We start from the raw sequence: 19,044 nt of genomic DNA, 5'->3' as shown, positions 1-19,044 counted from the left end.
AGACTTTACTCATGACTGCTGGAATAAAAGATTCCGAGCCAGCTTCATACAAACTTTAACTGGTATGGAGCTGTGGCAATGTGATCTAAGACAGACCACCCCAGGATTTGCGTGCTATTTACAGTCTAGTCAGAGATGCCTCGTTTTTGTTGAAATCTTTATACTCCTTTGGTTACAATACTGGGTTAACCTGTCAACTAATAGTCCTACCCCAAAAGTTAGTAATGTCATAGCCTAGATCACTCAGCATTTGTCGGAGCAGAGGCATACTCAAGCCAATAACGTTGGTGTGACAGCCTTCTAGTTTCTCGACAAAGGCACTACCTTTACCTTCTAGCGCAAAACAGCCAGCACAACTTAACGGCTCACCTGTCGCCACGTATGCCTCAATTTGGCGATCGCTGATAGTCGCAAAGTAGACGCGAGTCACACGGCAGCGGACTAAAGATTTGTTTTGGGTGAGGTCAATCAGAGCGTGGCCTGTATATAAGTCGCCAATTTTGCCTCGCATTTGTTGCCAACGGGCGATCGCATCGGCTGCATCAGCGGGTTTGCCGTGAATTTCGCCATCAATGGCTAGGACAGAGTCGCACCCTAAGATCAGGGCTTCTGTGAAGTAGGGAGTGACGGTTTCAGCTTTACGTAACGCCAGCGTTTGCACTAGGTCTGCTGGATTGGTTAGCTGTACCTGAGACTCGTCGAAATTACTCTGACTGACAAGCGGCTGAATGCCCGCGTTTTGTAGCAAGCGCCGACGAGCGGGAGAAGCAGAGGCTAAAACAAACTGTGGGATACCCATCCAACCTTAATTAACTGGACTTAATTGACTGAAAAAGAATTAACAACGTTTGTTAATAAATGATGCACTTTGGGCCAGCGTTGCTCAGTGGTAGAAGCATTCAACGTGTAGAGCCGACCATTACTCACCACTACACTAGCGAGATTGTGGCGTTGTTGGTTGTTGGGCAGCTGAACTGCATATTCCAGGGTGTAATAGGTTTTGCCGTTGAACTCGCGGGAGTCGGCGGTAACTAGTTCAGCTTTGCGATTAGAACCTGCTGGAGCGATCGCACTTTTGGAGAGCTGATAGCCAACTTCACCTGGACTGCCTAAATCTTCTAGTGTTTTTTGGTTAGGGACGGGATTGATCACAATGCTGACATTCTCAGTCGGTTCGATCAAATCATGCAGCACCACATCTGGGCCATTGGTGACTTTGACTTCAGTCCAGCCAAGCGGATACAAAAACTGATAGCCATCAATACTATCAACATAACTGGTCATGCCGCTGGTGGCTGAAGCGGTGCAACCAGAGAGGCTGAGTCTTAAAACGATCAAGAGTGCTGCGATTTTTCTCAGCATTGCTATACCTTTCCCCGATGTACTAATCAAGTACTCAATGAAGTTAACCGAATAACCCACTGGTTCCGTGATTTTGTGCCTTCATTGTCTCATTTAGGGGGAATTTGCCAGCAGGAAGGATTGCTCAGATTGCTGATCGCTTAGCCACAGCTGCCGCAATCAGCACCACTACAGTCGCAGCCAGAGTAATCTAAGCCAGAGCCGCAATCAAAGTCAGCGCAGTTTGACTGCTCCCCTAAGCTGCAATCCATGCTGGTGCAGTCCATACTGCTGCAATCCATCACTGAGCAAGGCTCGGCGCAATCGAGGCAGGAGATTAATCCATCCACTTCAGAACAGGAGTTTTGAGAATGGGAGCCGCGATCGCCTGGTTTTTCTGCATCTCGTGACCTTCTGCTTTGAGCCTGTAGCAGGTGTCGGGTTCGCCGAGCTTGCAAAACTTGGTTCGCAACCTTGCACTCCGCAAAGCGCGATCGCATCGCTAGAATCGCCGCCCATGAGCCTTGCTCTAGAATCACCCGCTTCACATGTTGAGAGCAGGAATCACCCCCATGCAGCAGTCGATGGGCACAGGAGAAGCCTTTGTGCGGAGAGAGATGTGTCTGGTATCCAGCGATCGCGCTAGCAGCCACTTGACGAACCCAAAGATCAGGGATTGGCGTTTCCATTGCAGGGTGAATTCTAACTTAGTAGCTAAATTGGCTAATTGAGGCAGTGGTGCCCACCTATACCAGGGCTTTGAAATAGCTACGGTAGAATTCACCAGACCTTTGCTGGTTTCCAGGTACACTCGCAGATCTTTATCGCAGTTTCTGAGCGGTGCGGAGGATTTGGCCTGCCAGCACTGCGGCTCCGAAACCGTTGTCAATATTCACCACCCCAATCCCAGCGGCACAAGAGTTGAGCATGGTCAGTAAGGCCGCTAAGCCGTTAAAGCTTGCTCCATAGCCGATGCTGGTAGGCACTGCGATCACCGGGCAGTCGGTTAAGCCACCGACGACGCTGGGCAACGCACCTTCCATGCCTGCCACCACAATCAACACGTCAGCCGCCGCGATCGCCTGACGGTTACTCAATAAACGGTGAATTCCGGCGACCCCCACATCCCAAAATCGTTTGACTTGGAAACCAGACAGCTCAGCGGTAATGGCCGCTTCTTCCGCGACAGGCAAATCGGCTGTACCCGCTGACAACAAACCAATCGTGCCGGAATGGCGAGGCTCCAAGTGAGCAGGCACCAAGGCACAAATCCGCGCTAGGGCATAGTAGTGCAGGTCTGGAATATGGGCTTGTAGCTGAGCGTACACATCAGGCTCGATCCGAGTTGCCATCACCACCGGATTGCGATCGCGCATCACTTTAATAATTTCAATGATCTGCTCTGGAGTTTTGCCAGGCCCCCAAATCACCTCCGGAAAACCTGTACGCAAGGTGCGGTGGTGATCAACACGAGCAAAATCTTCCACGGGTTCAAAATCAAAATGCTTGAGTTTTTCGAGAGCCGAGTCAGGGCTTACCTCACCTTGGGCTACAGCTTGGAGAAGGAGACGGATTGCTTCAGGTTGAGTCACGGGATTCAGAATTAATTAAACTTGATTGTCTTCAATTTTAAGTTCCGGGATATTCCATAGGCCCCAACTTGGTAAACCTGTATACTTCAACCCTTGGACGCGATCGCGCACCGCTACGATCGCGATCTCATTCACCAGGTAAATTACAGGCAACTGCTCTTGCACAATCCGCTGAAAATCGCCATAAATCGCTTTACGTTTGGTTTCATCTAGCTCTCTGGCTCCAGCGGTATACAGGCGATCGATCTCTAACTCCCAATCTTTAGGTTGCCAACCTTGAATGGGCGGCTGTCCTGGCTGTTGCTTCAAATTCAAAGCGTGCGATCCCCCACTACTCATCCAAAGATTGGCGGCACCGTGGGGTTCAATCCCACCTGTAAAGCCAATCATGTGGGCTTCCCAATCCCGCGAACTAGAAACTTTGTCGAGCAAGGTATTAAAGCTAATCGGGGTGAAATCGACTTGAATCCCAATGGCACCGAGGTCTTGCTTGATCTGCGCTCCCATCGCTACGCGCTGTCGATTTTCGGCATTTGTGAGTAATGTAAAGCGGACTAGATGGTTTTCAGCATCGAGTAGTTGGCCTTGAGCATTGTACTTAAAACCTGCGCTTTCCAAGAGTTGTCGCGCTTTTTGCCGATTGTAGTCGTAGGTTTTGAGTCCTTCTTGGGGTGAGAGGTAGTAAGGGCTTTGGACGGAAATGGGCGAATCCTGTAACTCGCTGATGCCCCGAAACAAGTTGTTGTTCATGCGGGGGCGATCGATGGCATGGGCGATCGCTTGTCGAAACGCCAAGGTGTTAAACCAGCGCGACTTAATCGGGTCCACAAAGGGGCGATTATTTTTATCTTTAGCTTCCGTCAAGTTAAAAGTGAGATAGGTAGTGCCAGACCAAGGCCCACCATTGTAAAGCTTGAATTTGCCCCGTTTTTCTTCCCGTTTTAACAGCGAAAAGTACTCTGGCCGCAGAGGACGCACATCACCCATCACATCCAAGTCACCAGAGCGGAATCGGAGCAGTTGAGTATCAGTATTCTCAATAAATTGCCAAACAATCCGCTCGACATAAGGTAGGGGTTGACCTTGGGAATCGCGCCGCCAGTAGTAGGGGTTGCGGCGAAACACAATCCGTTGTCCCGAAACGTAACTCTCTACTTGATAGGGGCCATTCACCACCAGTTGCTTTGGATTTGTAGCGGTACTCCAAGTAGAGATGAACTGAGGGTTGCCATCTGAACCAAGCGTCTGCACCGATCGCTCTAAAGTGTGTTTAGGCAAAATCGGCGCGCCCTCATGGCCCGCCAGCGATCGCAACAACGGCGCAAACGGTTCGGGCAAAATAAATTCCACTCGGCGATCGTCTAGTTGGCGCACCTGCGGGAAAGCTCGGCTAGCGCCAATCCGCAAGGTATCGGCGTAATCAGTAGGAATTTTTGGGTTGAAGATCACCTGCTCAAAGGTAAAGACCACATCGGCAGCAGTCAGAGGTTGCCCATCCGACCATTGCAGATTCGGCCTGAGGTTGAAAACAATCCGCTGTTTATCTGTTGAAATACTCCAAGATTCTGCTAGAGCAGGTTCTACTTCACCCGTGACCCCGTTTTCGCGTAACAGGTGCTCCTCGGTAAAGAGAAACACGTTAGGAAATTCCTGGTTAAAGGCAGGATTAAACGTTTTGGGATCACTCAGCGCCGTCAGGACTAATTGCGACACTTGAGCTGCGGCAGTGCGAAACTCCGTCGGGCGACATCCCGTTAACCCGAAGATCGTCGCGATCGCCAAACTCAGTACCAGCAGAACAGAGAACCAACGACGGAGTCTCACCCCAAAAGAAATAGCGGTCATGGTGACGGAGTTGCAAAGCTTTTCGCATCATAAACCGCTGAGTTGCTGCTGTCCGCATCACTGCTATTTCTAGGCAAATTACTCAGCCAATTTAAGTTCGTAAATGTTCCAGAGGGAGCCGCCTAAAGCCGTGAACTCCACCCCTTCGATGCGATCGCGCACCGCTGACAAAGAGAGCGGATTGACCAGATAAATCACAGGCAACTGCTCTTGCGTAATCTGCTGCGTCCTAGCATAGATAGCTTTACGCTTGGTTTCGTCCAGCTCTTGGGCTCCCTGAATATAGAGGCGATCGATCTCTTTTTCCCACTCGGTTGCTTCCCAACCTTGAATCGGAGGCTGCCCCGGCGTTGGGCCTTGATTAAAGCTGTGTAATCCGCCTTTGCTGGACCACACATTGGCCCCATCGTTGGGTTCGACCCCTCCAGTTAAGCCCAGAAGATAGGCATCCCAATCTCTAGTCGTGGAGAGTTTCTCAACCAGGATGTTGAAGTTAATTGGATTGAAATCCACTTGAATACCAATTTTCTGGAGGTCTTGCTTCACTTGCGCCCCCATCGCCTCCCGGATTTTGTTGCCAGAATTGGTAATTAAGGTAAAACGTACCAGATTGCCGTCCGCATCTTGCAACTGGCCTTGGGCATTGTATTTGAACCCAGCCCCTAGCAATAACTGCTTGGCTTTATCGGGGTTATAGTCATAAACCTTCAAACCCTCCTCCGCTGAGAGATAGTAGGGGCTTTGCAAGGAAATGGGCGAGTTTTGCGGCTGACCAATGCCCCGAAACGTATTATTAATCATGGTTTGGCGATCGAGCGCATAAGCAACCGCCTGCCGAAACGCCAGCGTATTGAACCACTTGGACTTAATCGGGTCCACCAGGGGCCGACCATCGGGCCGACGCGCTTTGTTTAGATTAAATGAAATAAAGTTGGTGCCAGCTGCGGGACCACCGTTATAGATCGTGAATTTGCCGCGTTTTTCTTCCCCCTTCAGTAGCGAGAAATTTTCCGGCGAAACTCCTAAAGTGTCTAAACCACCAGAGCGAAATTGCAATAACGATGTATCAGTAGACTCAACAATTTGCCAGATAAAGCGTTCAATATAGGGCAGAGCCTTGCCTTGAGCGTCCTTGCGCCAGTAGTAAGGATTACGCTGAAGAATCACTCGCTGACTGGGAACATAGCCTGACAGCATATAAGGCCCATTAGCAATAATCTTGCTGGGATCTGTATCAACGCCCCAAATCGATAAAAACTTGGGGTTGCCATCCGAACCCAAGGTCTTTACCGAGTCAATCAGAGCGTGACGAGGTAAAATCGCTAACCCAGTAATCCGCAAGAAAGGAGCAAAAGGTTCCGGGACCGTAAATTTAATCCGGCGATCGTCAACCTTGGTGACAGTGGGTAAGGCTCCACTTTCGCCAATCCGCAAAACGTCCCTCACATCGGTAGGGATTTTCTCGTTGAAGTAGAGGTCGTTGTAAGTAAATATGATGTCGTCTGCTGTCAGCGGGGCTCCATCCGACCACTTCAACCCGTTGCGTAGCGTAAAAATAATTTGCCGCTTATCGTCAGAAATCTCCCAAGATTCTGCTAGGGCTGGCTCAACTTCACCATTGCCATTTTCGGTGATCAACCCTTCGTAAATGTAGGTAAAAACGTTGGGCGACTCTTGGCTGAGCGGATAGTTGAAGGTTTTGGGGTCACTGAGGGCACTGACTACGATCTGAGGCACTTGAGCGGCTTCAGTCTTTAAGTCAGTGGGATTGCAAGCACCCAGGGCGATCGCCACAGTCGCGACCAAAGCAACTAAACCCAAACGACGCAGCGGTAGAGTCAAAAAAGCAGCAGAGAACATGTTGCACGAACATCAAGCTTCTTTGCCATCATAGATCTCAATTTCTCGGAAGTAGGCAGGTGAAGCGAAAAGTCAGTTTTCTCGGCAGCAGTCCAAGTGATGCTGTGAGTGCTTTAGCGCCAATAGGGACGACCGCGCCAAAATATTCCCACCAGGAAACCCATAAACTGAGTTTGACCAGGACTCACCAAGATTATTGGCAATGGCATTAGAGATCGGATGACTGCCCCCAAAATCAAGCACAGCACCAGTGCCCACAATACACCAGCATTGATCGATACCTGAGGCCACTTAGTCTCTAGTAGGAAAACTGCTAACACTCCAATACCAAATCCAGCGGCCAGAAGTGTCAACACCACCCAGGGTGCGCCAAACAAGGGATTTAACACGGCTCGAACGACACTAACTTGGGTGTAGCCCAGCCCTAATATCACTTCTATCACTGCCACAATCACGAAGGTCGCAAGGGTCAGTAAGGCTAGCGATCGCCAAGGTAAAAATTTTAAGCGGCGCAACGGATCAAACATGTTTAAAGGGGTGGCTCGGTTGCCTCGATTCTACCTGCCAGATTGCTTGCTGCAATAACTCGCTAGATTGCTTGCTGCAATAGTGCGACTGCGTAAGCGGAAATCCCTTCTTCCTGACCTTCGGGGCCTAGCTTCTCGTTAGTTGTGGCTTTGATACCCACTTGGTTGGGGTTGAGTTCTAGAACGGTGGCAAGGCGATCGCGCATGGCTGAGATGTGGGGCTTGAGTTTGGGCCGCTCCGCCACAATCACAGAGTCAATGTTGCCAATTTGCCAACCTTCGTTTCGGATTAATTGGTGTACTTGCTCTAGTAGCTTGAGGCTGTCAGCCCCTGCCCACTTTGGATCAGATGGGGGAAAGTAGAGGCCAATGTCACCCAGACTCAGTGCCCCCAGCATGGCATCCATAATGGCGTGGGTCAGCACATCTGCATCACTATGACCCAATAAGCCAAGTTCGTGGGGAATGTTCACACCACCCAAAATCAGGGAGCGTCCTTCTACCAAGCGGTGAATGTCGTAACCGTTGCCAATGCGAATATTCATGACTTGTGCGATCGCTGCATTAAGCAATCTGCATCATCTCGGTGTCCTCAGTCAACCTCAGTCAACAGCTATTGGCAACAACTATCGGCTTCAGAGTGGCAGGTGAGTCACATCTCTCTAGATAGTTTCGCAACCAAATTCAGCCAATGCAGTATTGTTGTGTTGTAAAAGTAGCGGCGCGATCGCGGGCTAATCGGTTACTACAGCAGATTTGAATATGAATCCTCTGAGAAGTAGGGTACATCGCTTGATTGATCAATTGTCCGATGAGGAGGTAGAGAGTCTATGTCCAGTTCTAGAAGCACTTTATTACGACTTTTATATGATTCGGGCGATCCAAGAGTCAAAGCAGACCCTACAGCCAGGTGACACGCTAACTCTAGAAGAAGCGTTGCGATCGCTGCCCTTGTTATAAAGAACGTTGTAATTCATTTAGCGCTGCGGCAATGCCAAAATACGTGAATTACCGCTAGAAATATAGATTGCGAAAGCCTTTGAAGCTGGAAATTCGTTACGAGAGGTCTTTTCTCTTAGACTTAAAAGATTTAGAGCCAGCTGTGTATCAGCGGGTTTGCCGATTTGTCTTTGTGGAGTTTTTACAGCTCACACAATTGCAAGACTTGCCAGAACTCCGCCAAATGGGGTCTAGGGCAATTTTTTATCGGTTTACCCTCGATCAGCACCTTGTTGGCATCGAAGTTACAGGTCAAATTATCAAATTTTTGCGTATCCTTCCGAAGCCGAATGTTTAGAGTTCTCATACAGACTCTAACTCCATCGGTAAACTGATGAATGGTAAAGATAATAGGTGGAAATACTGTTTATGGATGCCGCTGCACTTTGGCAACGTTACCAAGACTGGCTTTACTACCACGAGGGCTTGGGATTTTATCTCGATATCAGCCGTATGCGGTTTGATGATGCCTTTGTCGCAGCACTACAGCCTAAATTTGAGCGAGCCTTTCGGGACATGGCAGATCTAGAGCAAGGAGCGATCGCCAACCCGGACGAAAATCGGATGGTCGGCCACTATTGGCTTCGCGATCCCGACTTAGCCCCCACCCCAGAACTCAAACAAGACATTATTGAAACGCTAGAGCAGATTGAAGCATTTACTCAAAAAATCCATACTGGGGCAATTCGTCCTCCCCAGGTTGAAAAATTCACCGATGTCCTTTCCATCGGTATCGGGGGTTCAGCTTTAGGGCCACAATTTGTTGCCGCAGCCCTAGCACCAGATTTTCCGCCCCTTAATCTTCATTTCATTGACAACACTGATCCCGCAGGCATCGATCGCGTCCTGACTCAACTCAAAGACCGTCTCTCTAGCACCCTGGTGATCACGATTTCTAAGTCTGGCGGTACCCCCGAAACGCGCAACGGCATGCTGGAAGTGCAAAAAGCCTACAGCGATCAGGGGCTGAATTTTTCTCAGTATGCGATCGCTATCACAGGCCGAGATAGCGGCTTAGACAAGCTGGCTAAATCCGAAGAGTGGTTAGCTACATTCCCGATGCATGACTGGGTGGGAGGACGCACTTCCGAGCTTTCCGCTGTAGGCTTGTTGCCCGCTGCCCTACAAGGAATTGACATCCGAACCATGCTAGAGGGTGCCAAGGAAATGGATGCTGCGACCCGGATTCCCAATCTCAAAAGCAATCCAGCCGCTCTCCTAGCCTTGGCGTGGTACTACGCCGGGAATGGTCGGGGCGAAAAAGACATGGTGGTGCTGCCCTACAAAGATAGCTTGCTGCTGTTCAGCCGCTACCTCCAGCAGTTAGTCATGGAGTCTCTGGGTAAAGAGAAAGATCTCAACGGCCAAGTGGTACATCAAGGCATCGCCGTTTATGGCAACAAAGGCTCTACCGATCAGCACGCCTATGTGCAACAGTTGCGAGAAGGCGTCGCCAATTTCTTTATCACCTTGATTGAAGTACTGCGCGATCGCCAAGGCCCATCCTTAGAAGTCGAACCCGGAGTCACCTCAGGCGACTACCTTTCCGGTTTGCTGCAAGGCACTCGGCGCGCTCTTTACGAAAACCAGCGTGACTCGATCACCGTCACTATTCCGCAAGTTGATCCCTACAACGTCGGAGCCTTAATTGCTCTGTACGAAAGAGCTGTAGGCTTGTACGGCTTCCTAGTCAACGTCAACGCCTACCATCAACCCGGCGTAGAGGCAGGTAAAAAAGCAGCCGCCTCCGTCCTCGACCTGCAAAAACAAGTGGTCAAAGCTTTACAGGAATCCGGGCAACCCCTCTCCTTAGCAGCGATCGCGGAGAAAGCAGGTTCCCCCGACCAAATTGAGTCGATCTATAAAATCGTCCGTCATCTAGCCGCTAACCAGCGTACCCTCACCATCCACGGCAACCCCGCTCAACCTAATCAACTCACTGTTTCCGCCCTATAACCCCTTAACTGAACCCATCCCCCTTTTTTCCAATCAGGCGCGTAAAGAGTCAAACACTCAATACCCTTCTGGAGGGGGTCTGGGGGACGCAGCCGTCCCTCAGCGGGGGTTTGGGGGCAAGCGCCCCCAAGGCTTTGGTTCTAGCACAAAAAAGCCCACTAGCTTCAATAGCGGGCTTTTTCACTAAATCGATGGATAAATCTTCAAGAGCACATCAGCAGCAGTCAAGTTTAGCAACGCTGAGGCTACTTACTTCTGACTGCCGACAACTTGCTGCTTGAGCGCATCAATTTCTTGAGATAGCTCTTGGCGATTCTCAGACTTTAATAAATATCTGTACACAAACCAAGCTGAATAACCAATCCCCACAAGTTCAAAAGTGGGGGCGAGGAGAGGAATGTCATTGACAGCGTCTAGAATCGCTAGTGTCAGCTTGACAGTAACGATGCCGCCAAACAAAAGACCCAAGTTAATCAGAAGGCGCTGATTCTGACTAAAGAAATCAGATAACAGATCGGGTAGCTGTCCTAGATAGTAAGAAACGCGCTCTCCGATTTGTGACCATTGATCAGAAGACTGAGAGGTTTGAGGCGACACCACGATTGGAGCAGGTTCAGCAGAAGTTACATCAATGTCTGCTCTATCCTCAACGTCAGCTAACTCAGGGGTGCTGGACTCAATATAATCAGATGTTTTTAGTTCGGGATTCATACGAATATCTCTAGAAGGACGACCTGGGTGATTACTAGCTTGGAGAAGCTCCAACTAACGGTAGACATTAGCAGAGCTAGAGAACTGTTTTTGCTAGTTTTCAAACATATCTGACACTAAAGCAGAGCTTCACAAATTGCAAGATAGCTAACAACAACAACTTCAAAATTTGTGAAGTAAAGTTTCAGTTAAACCAGCCTGTTACAGCATCCCCTAAGCCTAAAATCAGAACCTTAACCCTGAATCTGTCTTAGGTTGGGTTGTTGGGTAGCATCAGCGTAATAATATCGGAGGCTGCGAGTAAGTTGGCTAACAAAACATACTCCACCGCGATCGCCTCATAAGCAGGATTGGGAACGCGATCGTATGCCAATAAACGACAGCTGCTATATCCACATGATTAAATTCTGTACTACGCAGCGCAACCAAGCGAATTCCCTACTGCAATAAAGCAGCTAGCGCTTCAGCATCTAGAGAATCGTTGATAAAGACGCAAACTGCAGAAAAACCAGCCGCTAGCACCGTAGTCTGGCTAGTTAAGTGAGATTCAAAGAAATGCAGCTCATGACCGTGTTGGGTGTTGGCAGCTGCTAGAAACGTTTGGTCATAGGGTTTGCTACTGAAGACCGCAACCTTCATTCATCAAAACCAGACGTAAAGATGAATTTAAAAAGAAAAGTTCTCTTCATCATCAATTCTGACATCCCAATTAGCAGACAGCACCTCAGCTACGACTGCTTCTAGAGCGGCTGCATTCAAGTTTCGGGTAGTTTGATCTTGCAGAGGATTGGAGACAGGAATCAGCCGGAGTTGTCTTGCATCTTGAATTAGATCAAAACAAGGTTGTAGCTCAACTGATTTTTTTAGCTTTAAGTAGTCAAAGCTATAAACGTTTAAATACAGCGCGTGGTTGGCAACGAGGGTTGACTGTTGCGGATCGGCAAAGACTTCTAGTACGCATCCTTCCCCTTCACTGAGAAGATTGCCGTCTTGGGTGTAGACATAGCGAACTCGGCCCAAGTCAGCTAGCAGCCGCTGCATATCTTGTTTACTCACAATGATGCCAGTATCAACAATGCAGGGGGCTGGCAACCTCATATCTCTAGACAGGGGATCATGACTCATGGGAAACAGCCTCAAATGGGCCTTATAGCGGGATGCAGGGATTAGAATTGACGCTAGAACTCGGCTAAGAATTTAGTAACCAAGGACTTGGTGACCAAAGCTAGAAGCAGCTCTAAAGATACGCTAACGGGACGACTTCAGGACAGCTAGCCCCTGAGAGGGTGCCTGCTGGATCAGGAAAAGGTTGGGTACGAAACAATCTTAGCTCAAGATTTTCGGTTCGCTACTAACAAAATTTGAGAGAATCTGCTGATTTTACCCGATTTAGCAACACCCTCTTGGGTGGTTGGTCACCATAGTTCACTTGAATAAATTTATTGAGTGTTTCCAACCTAAGATGGGTCCAAGCTAAGGACTCGGTTTCTGATCCAACCGCATAGAAGGGGTCTTAAAGTAAGGAACCTAAAGCCACCATAAAGTCTATTCTTCTCCTTAATTTTGCTGGTTTCAGGGAAGTATGAGTTCGGTCAAAAGGCTGAAAACTACCCTCTAATCACCGAGACTGGTCAGCGGGGCGAATCAACGCCGGGGTAGTGGCGCTAATAAAATGGAGTATTTGTGGGAGTTAGTTCTAGAGTAGCGGCGGCGATCGCCTTCTATACCTGTCTGCCCATCCCCCCAAATTGGGCCTTAGAGTTTCAAGGAGTAGCTCGTCTCGCGCCTTGCATAGGGTTGCTCATCGGGGGGTTGTTAGGCTTGCTGGATGCGGGCTTACAAGCGATCGCGATGCCTATTTTGACTCGCAGTGCCTTGATCGTAGCGACTTGGATAGCTGTGACAGGTGGCTTGCACTTAGATGGAGCGATGGACACTGCAGACGGTCTGGCGGTTTTAGACCCAGAACGCCGCTTGGAGGTAATGACGGATAGCCGCTCCGGTGCTTTTGGAGTGATGGTGGCGATCGCTCTCGTCTTGCTCAAAACCACAGCTCTGAATGACTTGGAGGGAGATCGATGGCTGGCTTTGATGGCGGCGGCAGGCTGGGGCCGCTGGGGACAACTCGTGGCGATCGCGCGTTATCCGTACCTCAAACCCACAGGGAAAGGGGCATTTCATAAGGAAGCCATTCGTTCGCTCTGGGAGGCAGTGCCTAGCTTGTTTTTGTTGTTGGGTCTGAGTGGGCTGCAAGTGGCGCTCGATCCAGCTCAATGGCCTGTTGCCTTAGGGATGGCTGTGGGAGGCGTGGCGATCGCTTGGCTAATGGGCGCATGGTTTAACCACAAGCTCGGCGGTCATACGGGTGATACCTACGGAGCCGTAGTGGAGTGGACAGAAGCTTTTTTTTTGGGTCTTCTGACAGTGCTGTAATGCCTTCAACAGGCTTTTTTAGAGGACAAAAACTTTAATGACTCCTGCCAAAACTGTCATCACGTCCACAGGAGCGATCGCTCCCAAATCAATCTTTTGATTCAACTGAGGAACTGCATGAACCTGTAAATATTCCCAATCCAGCTCAATCTCTTGGAGGTCATTGGAGTTAGCAATCTCCATTCTGTTCTCGCGAAGCAGGATGCGATATTTATAGGGCCAAATCGGTAAACCAACTTTATGCTCCTGCATCAAGAAGTACATGTCTTGCTTGATGTTTTGCCACCACATGAGGCCACCCAAAGTGGTAATTGGTTTTCGGAAGGTCACGCCAATGCTCCTTGAGCCAAGAATAAGAGCTTGCTAATTCCAATCAGCTTGTTATTTGGTTTCCATCCAGTTTTTACCTGCGTTTATTTCCACTAAGAGCGGTACGCTGAGTTGAACAGCGGTTTCCATCGTGGATTTAATTTGGGGTTTTAGTGACTCCCATTCTTCTAAGGGCAGTTCAAAAATTAGTTCATCGTGAACTTGTAGCAGCAAATTAGCTTGGTGAGAGCGCAAAATCTCGTGCAGTTTTGCCATCGCAATCTTGATGATGTCAGCACTAGAGCCTTGGATCGGGGCGTTGGCCGCAGCTCGCAGGAAACCTGCATCGTATTGACCAGGCCGCAAGCTATCGAGATCAATTTCTTCGGGCTTACGACCGCGTAGCTTTAGCAAACTGTCATTCGTAAAGTTGAAATAGCGCCGACGACCAAAAATGGTTTCAACATAGCCTCGCGCGATCGCCTGTTGTTGCATGGTCTGCAAGTAGGCAAAAACTTTCGGGTAGCGTTGGTTAAAGCGATCGATAAAGAGCTTGGCTTCTGAAGCTTTCACGCCTGACTCACGAGCAAACCGCTGCGCCCCCATGCCATAAATCACGCCAAAATTGATGATCTTACCCAAGCGGCGTTCTTCAGAGGTAATGGTGTCTTTTTCCAGCAGTAACCGAGCGGTGAGGGTATGGACATCCTCATTGTTGCGGTAGGTTTCAACTAAAACAGGTTCTTGACTAAGATGGGCCAAAATCCGTAACTCGATTTGGGAGTAATCAGCCGCTGCTAAAAGCCACCCCTCCTCTGGAATAAAGGCTTTGCGAATTTGCCGACTAAAGGCAGTCCGAATCGGAATGTTTTGTAGGTTGGGGTTGGAGGAGGAGAGCCGTCCTGTGGTGGTGCCTGTTTGGTTGAAGTTGGTATGGACTCGATGCGTATCGGGCCGCACTAGATTGGGCAGCGCATCGACATAGGTAGACTTGAGCTTGGACAGAGTCCGAGACTCCAACATGGCATCGACGACAGGGTGATCACCTTGCAGCTTTTCTAATGTGGCGGCATCCGTGGAGTAGCCTGTTTTAGTTTTGCGGGATTTTTTGCGATCGAGCTTGAGTTTGTCGAATAACAGCTCACTCAGTTGCTTGGGTGAGCCAAGATTGAATTTCTCACCCGCTGCTTCGTAGGCTCTGGCCTCGATCAAAGCTAGCTCTTTTTCTAGCGATCGCGAAAACTCCCGCAGATATTCCTGATCGATGCGGACCCCACAATATTCCATCTCCGCTAACACAGGTTCTAGCGGCTGTTCTATCTCCAGCAGCAAGCGGTGTAGCTCTGGAACCTCTACTAGCTCAGCTCTCAGCTTAGCGACTAAGTGGAAGGTGGTGTAGACATCCATGCCGCAGTAGTTAGCGACTAAAGGAATATCAATATCCGCGATCGTTTGGCCTTTGGGAACCAGTTCGGTATAACTTTGCGGCGTGATCCCTAGATAACGGCGGCTTAAGTCGGTGAGGTTGTGGCTATTGTCTGGATCAAGCACATAACTGGCTAGCATCGAATCAAACACTACCCCTGCTAGCTCAATGCCTTGGCAGCGGAACACCAGGCGATCGAATTTGGCATTTTGCAGGGCTTTCGGGTATGCAGTGCTTTCCAAGATGGGCCGTAGCGCTTCTAGGACCGTGGCTTTGTCCAAGTTAGAGCCAGTTTTGTGTCCCACGGGCAGATAGGCCATGTCACTTTCGCCCGCTCCCCAGCAGCAGCCAATGCCAACTAGCTCAGCATCTCGTGGCTCTAGGTCACTGGTTTCGGTATCCCAAGCAACGGGGGTCGCTGGATCGCTCAAGGCTTGTAACCGCTGCACCAGTTCGGCTAGCTGCTCTGGCGATTGAATGATTTGGGGCTGAATCAGGGCAGGGCCATGCTTCTGTTGCTGGGCAGCATCAGTTTCTTCGGCACTGAAAAAAGCTAAGTCCTCGCTTTCAAAGTCTGACAGAAACGGTTGAGTCGTGGCAGTGCCTTCCTGAGCAGCTGATGCGGCTGCGACTCCGTCAGTTTCTGAGAAATCGGGGGTAGCATCATTGTCAGACTCCGCACCCCCAAAGAGTTTTTGCAGTTGTAAGGTTTTCTTGAGCAGAGACTGAAACTCTAGTTTTTCGAGCAATGGCACCACAGCTTCGCGATCGAAGCCCTTGAGCTGGCAGTCTTCTAAGCTGATGTCTAAGGGTACATCCAGATGAATCTGGGCCATCCATTGCGAGTGACGCGCCTCTTCTCGCCCCACTTCCAGCTTTTGCTTCACGGCTCCTTTGATCTCATCTAAGGAGGCATAGATCTGTTCTAAAGAGCCATAGGTGCTGAGCAATTGCACTGCTGTTTTCGCGCCAATGCCCTTCACCCCTGGAATGTTATCGGAGGAGTCACCACAGAGGGCTTTGTAATCAACAACTTGGCTAGGCAAGATGCCCAATTTGGCTTTTACTTGTTCAGCGCCAAATTCATTCGGGTGCCCGGTGTTGCCGCGAGCAAAAGGGTTGCCCAAATGCAGCACTCTAATATTTTGGTTGAGGTCAATTAGTTGAAATAAGTCTTGATCACCACTCAAAATCTTGACAGGATACCCGGTTGTACTGGCTCGTCGGGCCAAAGTCCCAATCACATCGTCGGCTTCATAACCAGGAGCTGTGACCACGGGCAAGTTGAGGGCTTGGAGCAGTTCTTTCAGGTTTTGCAGATCTGGCTTGAAATCTTCTGGTGTTTCGGGACGGCCTGCCTTGTAGGTTTCGTCGGCTTCGTGGCGAAACGTGGGCGCACTCAAGTCAAAGGCGATCGCCATGTAGTCTGGCTGCTCAGATTCCATCACTTCTAGCAGGGCTTTGAGAAAACCGTAACTCACGCTGGTGGGAATGCCAGTGGAAGTGCGTAACCCCCCATCTCGCCCTTTAGCAAAGGCGAAATACGAGCGAAAGGCTAAAGAATGACCATCAACCAGAATCACCTTGGGATGCTTTTCTGGCAGGGAATTTTGAGTAGACACAGCAGCAGAAGTAGATTGAGCCATAGATCCCATTCTAGCGAGTTCCGCTCCTTACCTAGTCTTTACCTGGGTTTGTCGTGGGTGTGGTTGGTTCCGAGCGAGTCGTGGGAATTTTCTGCGGAGGCTTGATCCGTGTCTATATGAATAATGGTTTGTACGGGGCCGTAGCGTTCCCGGATCGCGCCCTCCACTCGTTCGGCAATGACGCGGGCGGCTCCCGTAAATTCGGGGTGCAACACTAAGTACATTTCGACAAATACCTGCCGACCGACAATCCCACGCGACTCAATCCGGTAGCAGTGGGTTACCCCTTCAACTTGCCGTGCCAGTTGCGCCAAAATTTCTGGGGCGATCGCCACTTGCCGCACTAAGAGGGGTAGCTGCCAGTTCAGCACTCGCCAACAACTCCGGATGGCAGCAAAGATCATTGCGATCGCTAGTAACGGATCGAGCCAAACGTAGCCGCGCCAGACTCCTACGAGCCCAATCAAAACGACAACGCTCAGCCAAGCATCTTGCAAAATATGGTTAGCATTGAGTCGTAGAGCCACACTTTCGAGGACTCTCGCTTCATAGCGCTCGAAAAACGCTAAACAAATACCAATGGCGATCGCAACCCCTAAGAGTTGGATCAGCGGCAGATTCATGCTGACAGAAAAGGGCAAAGCACCGTTGCGAGTCGAAGCTTCTAATTGCTGCAAGGCTGCACCAAGCAAGCTGAGGCTCGAAAAACCTAGCAGAGCTACAAGTAAGAGGGCACCAACGGATTCTAAGCGACCATGCCCCCACACTTCTCGTCCCGTGGTGCGATAGGGCGAAGTGACCGCTAAGATGCTGAGAAGCGTACTAAACCCATCGATTAAGGTGTGTACCGATTCCGCTAACAGACTGAGAGATTTAGCTGCCCAGCCAGCCCAAACCTTCACTGCAAAAATTAGCAGTGTTAACCAAAGAGTAGCCAATAAAACTTGATGGATCGCCCGACGGCGACTGTATGCCTCAGCCATAGCCCAAAGGCTATCACAATTTATTCCTGCATCAGTAAGGGATCTGAGCCGTTGTGTAGGTTTTGTCGATGGCTCGCTCAGCCTATCCATCCAAATTGGTGTGAGACAAATCCGATCGCTCCTCCTGCCAGCACTAACCAGGCTGTATTGATTTTGAATTGAAACACCGCGATCGCACTCAAAATTGCCACGAGCACGGTTAACCAATCCATCAGTGCGGCTCGTCCTAAGGTGTAGGTGACTCCTGCCATTAATCCCAGAGAAGCCACATTCACACCATCTAGAAAACCACTGGCCCAGAGGGATTGCCGCAACTTAGGCACCCAAGGATTAATAACCCACACCAGCACGAAAGCGGGTAAGAAAATGCCGATGGTTCCAGCAATGGCCCCAGAATTTCCTGCCAGCAGATAGCCAATGAAGGTGGCCGTAGTAAAGACTGGACCCGGTGTAATTTGACCAATGGCAACGGCATCTAAAAGCTGCTGCGATGTCAGCCACTGGTGGCGATCGACTAAATCCCGTTGGAGAAAGGCTAGTAATACATAACCACTGCCGTAGAGAACACAGCCAATTTTGAGAAAGAAGAGAAAGATACTGACCCCGCTAACAGATGTGATGGCTGCTGTAGTGGTACCACCTTGGGCCAAAATTCCCGAAAAAGGTAACAAGAATGCTCCGACTGAGTTACCTCTGGTTTGCCAGTTCTTGGCTAGCATCACCACGACCCCCAACGAAATCAGCACCAAAATTTCGTTAAAACCAGCCACGTAGGCGGCGATCGCACCAACACCTGCGACGATCGTAGGCCCATCTTTGGCTGCCTTCTGGCCCAGATTCAATATCGCCTGAACCACAATGGCAATGATCACAGGCTTAATGCCATAGAGCAGCCATGCCACCTGAGGAACCGTTTGATAGCGAGCATAAATAGCAGCTAAGGCCCAAACGATCAGCATCGCAGGCAGAATAAAGCAACCTCCCGCAACCAACAAGCCGCGCCAGCCTGCTCGCTCGTAGCCGATGTGAATGGCTAACTCGGTCGAATTGGGGCCTGGAATCAAGTTTGTTACCCCCAACAAATCGAGCAATTTCTCTCGGCTCATCCATTAACGGCGGCTCACGACCTCTTGATCCATCATGGCGATGTGAGCCGCAGGCCCCCCAAAAGCGATCGCCCCCAACCGTAAAAATACCAGTGCGAGTTCCGTTAATCGTTGTTGCTGTTGTTTGTGGGTCAGAGCGCGATCGCATTCTGCTGCCTGCTCTCCCTGAAGTTCCTCAGGTTCCTGCGCCACTGCGACTCTCCTGCTGTAATGATAGTTTGAAAGGATTGTGCCAGACTGAGTCCTGCATTTGCGCCTATCTAAGCCTGGATAGTGCTCTCTTGATACCACCTAGAGCAAGGTTGGCTGA

At 49.9% G+C, this 19,044-nt stretch carries 18 protein-coding genes and 1 pseudogene; 4 read left to right on the top strand and 15 right to left on the bottom strand.

Annotated elements, in window-relative coordinates:
- Positions 1 to 193: 193 nt before the first annotated feature.
- The 8 genes from maf to ispF form a co-directional block, all read right to left on the bottom strand.
- Positions 194 to 799: a septum formation inhibitor Maf gene (gene maf, locus KME12_16695; GenBank protein MBW4489426.1), complete on the bottom strand. Its 606-nt coding sequence runs from the start codon at positions 797 to 799 to the stop codon at positions 194 to 196.
- Between the two features lie 20 nt (positions 800 to 819).
- Positions 820 to 1,362 carry a photosystem II reaction center PsbP family protein gene (locus KME12_16690; protein MBW4489425.1) on the bottom strand — a complete coding sequence of 181 codons (543 nt, stop codon included), beginning with the start codon at positions 1,360 to 1,362 and terminating at the stop codon, positions 820 to 822.
- 140 nt (positions 1,363 to 1,502) lie between these two features.
- On the bottom strand, positions 1,503 to 2,030 hold the full coding sequence (gene yidD, locus KME12_16685; GenBank protein ID MBW4489424.1) for a membrane protein insertion efficiency factor YidD: 528 nt from the start codon (positions 2,028 to 2,030) through the stop codon (positions 1,503 to 1,505).
- Positions 2,031 to 2,162: 132 nt separating this feature from the next.
- Positions 2,163 to 2,933, bottom strand: a complete 771-nt coding sequence (larB, locus tag KME12_16680; protein ID MBW4489423.1) for a nickel pincer cofactor biosynthesis protein LarB — start codon at positions 2,931 to 2,933, stop codon at positions 2,163 to 2,165.
- A gap of 15 nt (positions 2,934 to 2,948) precedes the next feature.
- Positions 2,949 to 4,778: an ABC transporter substrate-binding protein gene (locus tag KME12_16675; GenBank protein ID MBW4489422.1), complete on the bottom strand. Its 1,830-nt coding sequence runs from the start codon at positions 4,776 to 4,778 to the stop codon at positions 2,949 to 2,951.
- Positions 4,779 to 4,856: 78 nt separating this feature from the next.
- Positions 4,857 to 6,638 (bottom strand): ABC transporter substrate-binding protein, encoded by a 1,782-nt coding sequence (locus tag KME12_16670; protein ID MBW4489421.1) that lies wholly within the window; start codon positions 6,636 to 6,638, stop codon positions 4,857 to 4,859.
- 113 nt (positions 6,639 to 6,751) lie between these two features.
- On the bottom strand, positions 6,752 to 7,165 hold the full coding sequence (locus KME12_16665; GenBank protein MBW4489420.1) for a peptide chain release factor 1: 414 nt from the start codon (positions 7,163 to 7,165) through the stop codon (positions 6,752 to 6,754).
- Positions 7,166 to 7,227: 62 nt separating this feature from the next.
- A complete protein-coding gene (gene ispF, locus KME12_16660) occupies positions 7,228 to 7,710 on the bottom strand; it encodes a 2-C-methyl-D-erythritol 2,4-cyclodiphosphate synthase (GenBank protein MBW4489419.1) in 483 nt (160 codons plus the stop codon).
- 217 nt (positions 7,711 to 7,927) lie between these two features.
- On the opposite strand from ispF, the gene KME12_16655 reads away from it, so the two are divergent.
- From KME12_16655 to KME12_16645, 3 genes are all read left to right on the top strand, one after another.
- Complete coding sequence (locus KME12_16655; protein ID MBW4489418.1) at positions 7,928 to 8,125, top strand: hypothetical protein; 198 nt, start codon at positions 7,928 to 7,930, stop codon at positions 8,123 to 8,125.
- Positions 8,126 to 8,192: 67 nt separating this feature from the next.
- Complete coding sequence (locus KME12_16650) at positions 8,193 to 8,462, top strand: cytotoxic translational repressor of toxin-antitoxin stability system (GenBank protein ID MBW4489417.1); 270 nt, start codon at positions 8,193 to 8,195, stop codon at positions 8,460 to 8,462.
- Positions 8,463 to 8,533: 71 nt separating this feature from the next.
- The gene (locus tag KME12_16645) at positions 8,534 to 10,120 is read left to right on the top strand and encodes a glucose-6-phosphate isomerase (GenBank protein MBW4489416.1); all 1,587 of its coding nucleotides are present in this window, start codon (positions 8,534 to 8,536) and stop codon (positions 10,118 to 10,120) included.
- Positions 10,121 to 10,369: 249 nt separating this feature from the next.
- Here KME12_16645 and KME12_16640 read toward each other — a convergent pair whose 3' ends face one another.
- The 3 genes from KME12_16640 to KME12_16630 all read right to left on the bottom strand — a co-directional run bounded on the left by KME12_16640 (position 10,370) and on the right by KME12_16630 (position 11,956).
- On the bottom strand, positions 10,370 to 10,831 hold the full coding sequence (locus KME12_16640; GenBank protein ID MBW4489415.1) for a CAAD domain-containing protein: 462 nt from the start codon (positions 10,829 to 10,831) through the stop codon (positions 10,370 to 10,372).
- Positions 10,832 to 11,269: 438 nt separating this feature from the next.
- Positions 11,270 to 11,470 carry a hypothetical protein gene (locus tag KME12_16635; GenBank protein MBW4489414.1) on the bottom strand — a complete coding sequence of 67 codons (201 nt, stop codon included), beginning with the start codon at positions 11,468 to 11,470 and terminating at the stop codon, positions 11,270 to 11,272.
- 27 nt (positions 11,471 to 11,497) lie between these two features.
- A complete protein-coding gene (locus KME12_16630) occupies positions 11,498 to 11,956 on the bottom strand; it encodes a hypothetical protein (GenBank protein MBW4489413.1) in 459 nt (152 codons plus the stop codon).
- 558 nt (positions 11,957 to 12,514) lie between these two features.
- Here KME12_16630 and cobS point away from each other — a divergent pair.
- Positions 12,515 to 13,264, top strand: coding sequence for an adenosylcobinamide-GDP ribazoletransferase (cobS, locus tag KME12_16625; protein ID MBW4489412.1), 750 nt, complete (start codon positions 12,515 to 12,517; stop codon positions 13,262 to 13,264).
- An 18-nt stretch (positions 13,265 to 13,282) separates the two neighbouring features.
- Here the strand turns inward: cobS and KME12_16620 are convergent, their stop codons facing one another.
- The 4 genes and pseudogenes from KME12_16620 to KME12_16605 form a co-directional block, all read right to left on the bottom strand.
- Positions 13,283 to 13,594 carry a hypothetical protein gene (locus KME12_16620; GenBank protein ID MBW4489411.1) on the bottom strand — a complete coding sequence of 104 codons (312 nt, stop codon included), beginning with the start codon at positions 13,592 to 13,594 and terminating at the stop codon, positions 13,283 to 13,285.
- Between the two features lie 51 nt (positions 13,595 to 13,645).
- Positions 13,646 to 16,645, bottom strand: coding sequence for a DNA polymerase I (gene polA / locus KME12_16615; GenBank protein ID MBW4489410.1), 3,000 nt, complete (start codon positions 16,643 to 16,645; stop codon positions 13,646 to 13,648).
- Between the two features lie 38 nt (positions 16,646 to 16,683).
- A complete protein-coding gene (locus tag KME12_16610; protein ID MBW4489409.1) occupies positions 16,684 to 17,628 on the bottom strand; it encodes a cation diffusion facilitator family transporter in 945 nt (314 codons plus the stop codon).
- A 77-nt stretch (positions 17,629 to 17,705) separates the two neighbouring features.
- Positions 17,706 to 18,926: pseudogene (locus tag KME12_16605) on the bottom strand (chromate transporter).
- Positions 18,927 to 19,044: the final 118 nt, after the last annotated feature.

This window comes from Trichocoleus desertorum ATA4-8-CV12 (assembly GCA_019358975.1).
In the GTDB taxonomy this organism is placed as follows: domain Bacteria; phylum Cyanobacteriota; class Cyanobacteriia; order FACHB-46; family FACHB-46; genus Trichocoleus; species Trichocoleus desertorum_A.
This window is presented reverse-complemented; position numbering and strand designations above follow the sequence as displayed.

Bases quoted from the DNA above. Each gene is read 5' to 3' on its own strand.
- polA (MBW4489410.1), bottom strand. From the start codon at position 16,645: ATGGCTCAATCTACTTCTGCTGCTGTGTCTACTCAAAATTCCCTGCCA.
- KME12_16665 (MBW4489420.1), bottom strand. From the start codon at position 7,165: ATGTTTGATCCGTTGCGCCGCTTAAAATTTTTACCTTGGCGATCGCTA.
- yidD (MBW4489424.1), bottom strand. From the start codon at position 2,030: ATGGAAACGCCAATCCCTGATCTTTGGGTTCGTCAAGTGGCTGCTAGC.
- KME12_16635 (MBW4489414.1), bottom strand. From the start codon at position 11,470: ATGAAGGTTGCGGTCTTCAGTAGCAAACCCTATGACCAAACGTTTCTA.
- maf (MBW4489426.1), bottom strand. From the start codon at position 799: ATGGGTATCCCACAGTTTGTTTTAGCCTCTGCTTCTCCCGCTCGTCGG.
- KME12_16640 (MBW4489415.1), bottom strand. From the start codon at position 10,831: ATGAATCCCGAACTAAAAACATCTGATTATATTGAGTCCAGCACCCCT.
- ispF (MBW4489419.1), bottom strand. From the start codon at position 7,710: ATGAATATTCGCATTGGCAACGGTTACGACATTCACCGCTTGGTAGAA.
- KME12_16630 (MBW4489413.1), bottom strand. From the start codon at position 11,956: ATGAGTCATGATCCCCTGTCTAGAGATATGAGGTTGCCAGCCCCCTGC.
- KME12_16645 (MBW4489416.1), top strand. From the start codon at position 8,534: ATGGATGCCGCTGCACTTTGGCAACGTTACCAAGACTGGCTTTACTAC.
- KME12_16690 (MBW4489425.1), bottom strand. From the start codon at position 1,362: ATGCTGAGAAAAATCGCAGCACTCTTGATCGTTTTAAGACTCAGCCTC.
- KME12_16670 (MBW4489421.1), bottom strand. From the start codon at position 6,638: ATGTTCTCTGCTGCTTTTTTGACTCTACCGCTGCGTCGTTTGGGTTTA.
- KME12_16610 (MBW4489409.1), bottom strand. From the start codon at position 17,628: ATGGCTGAGGCATACAGTCGCCGTCGGGCGATCCATCAAGTTTTATTG.
- KME12_16655 (MBW4489418.1), top strand. From the start codon at position 7,928: ATGAATCCTCTGAGAAGTAGGGTACATCGCTTGATTGATCAATTGTCC.
- KME12_16675 (MBW4489422.1), bottom strand. From the start codon at position 4,778: ATGACCGCTATTTCTTTTGGGGTGAGACTCCGTCGTTGGTTCTCTGTT.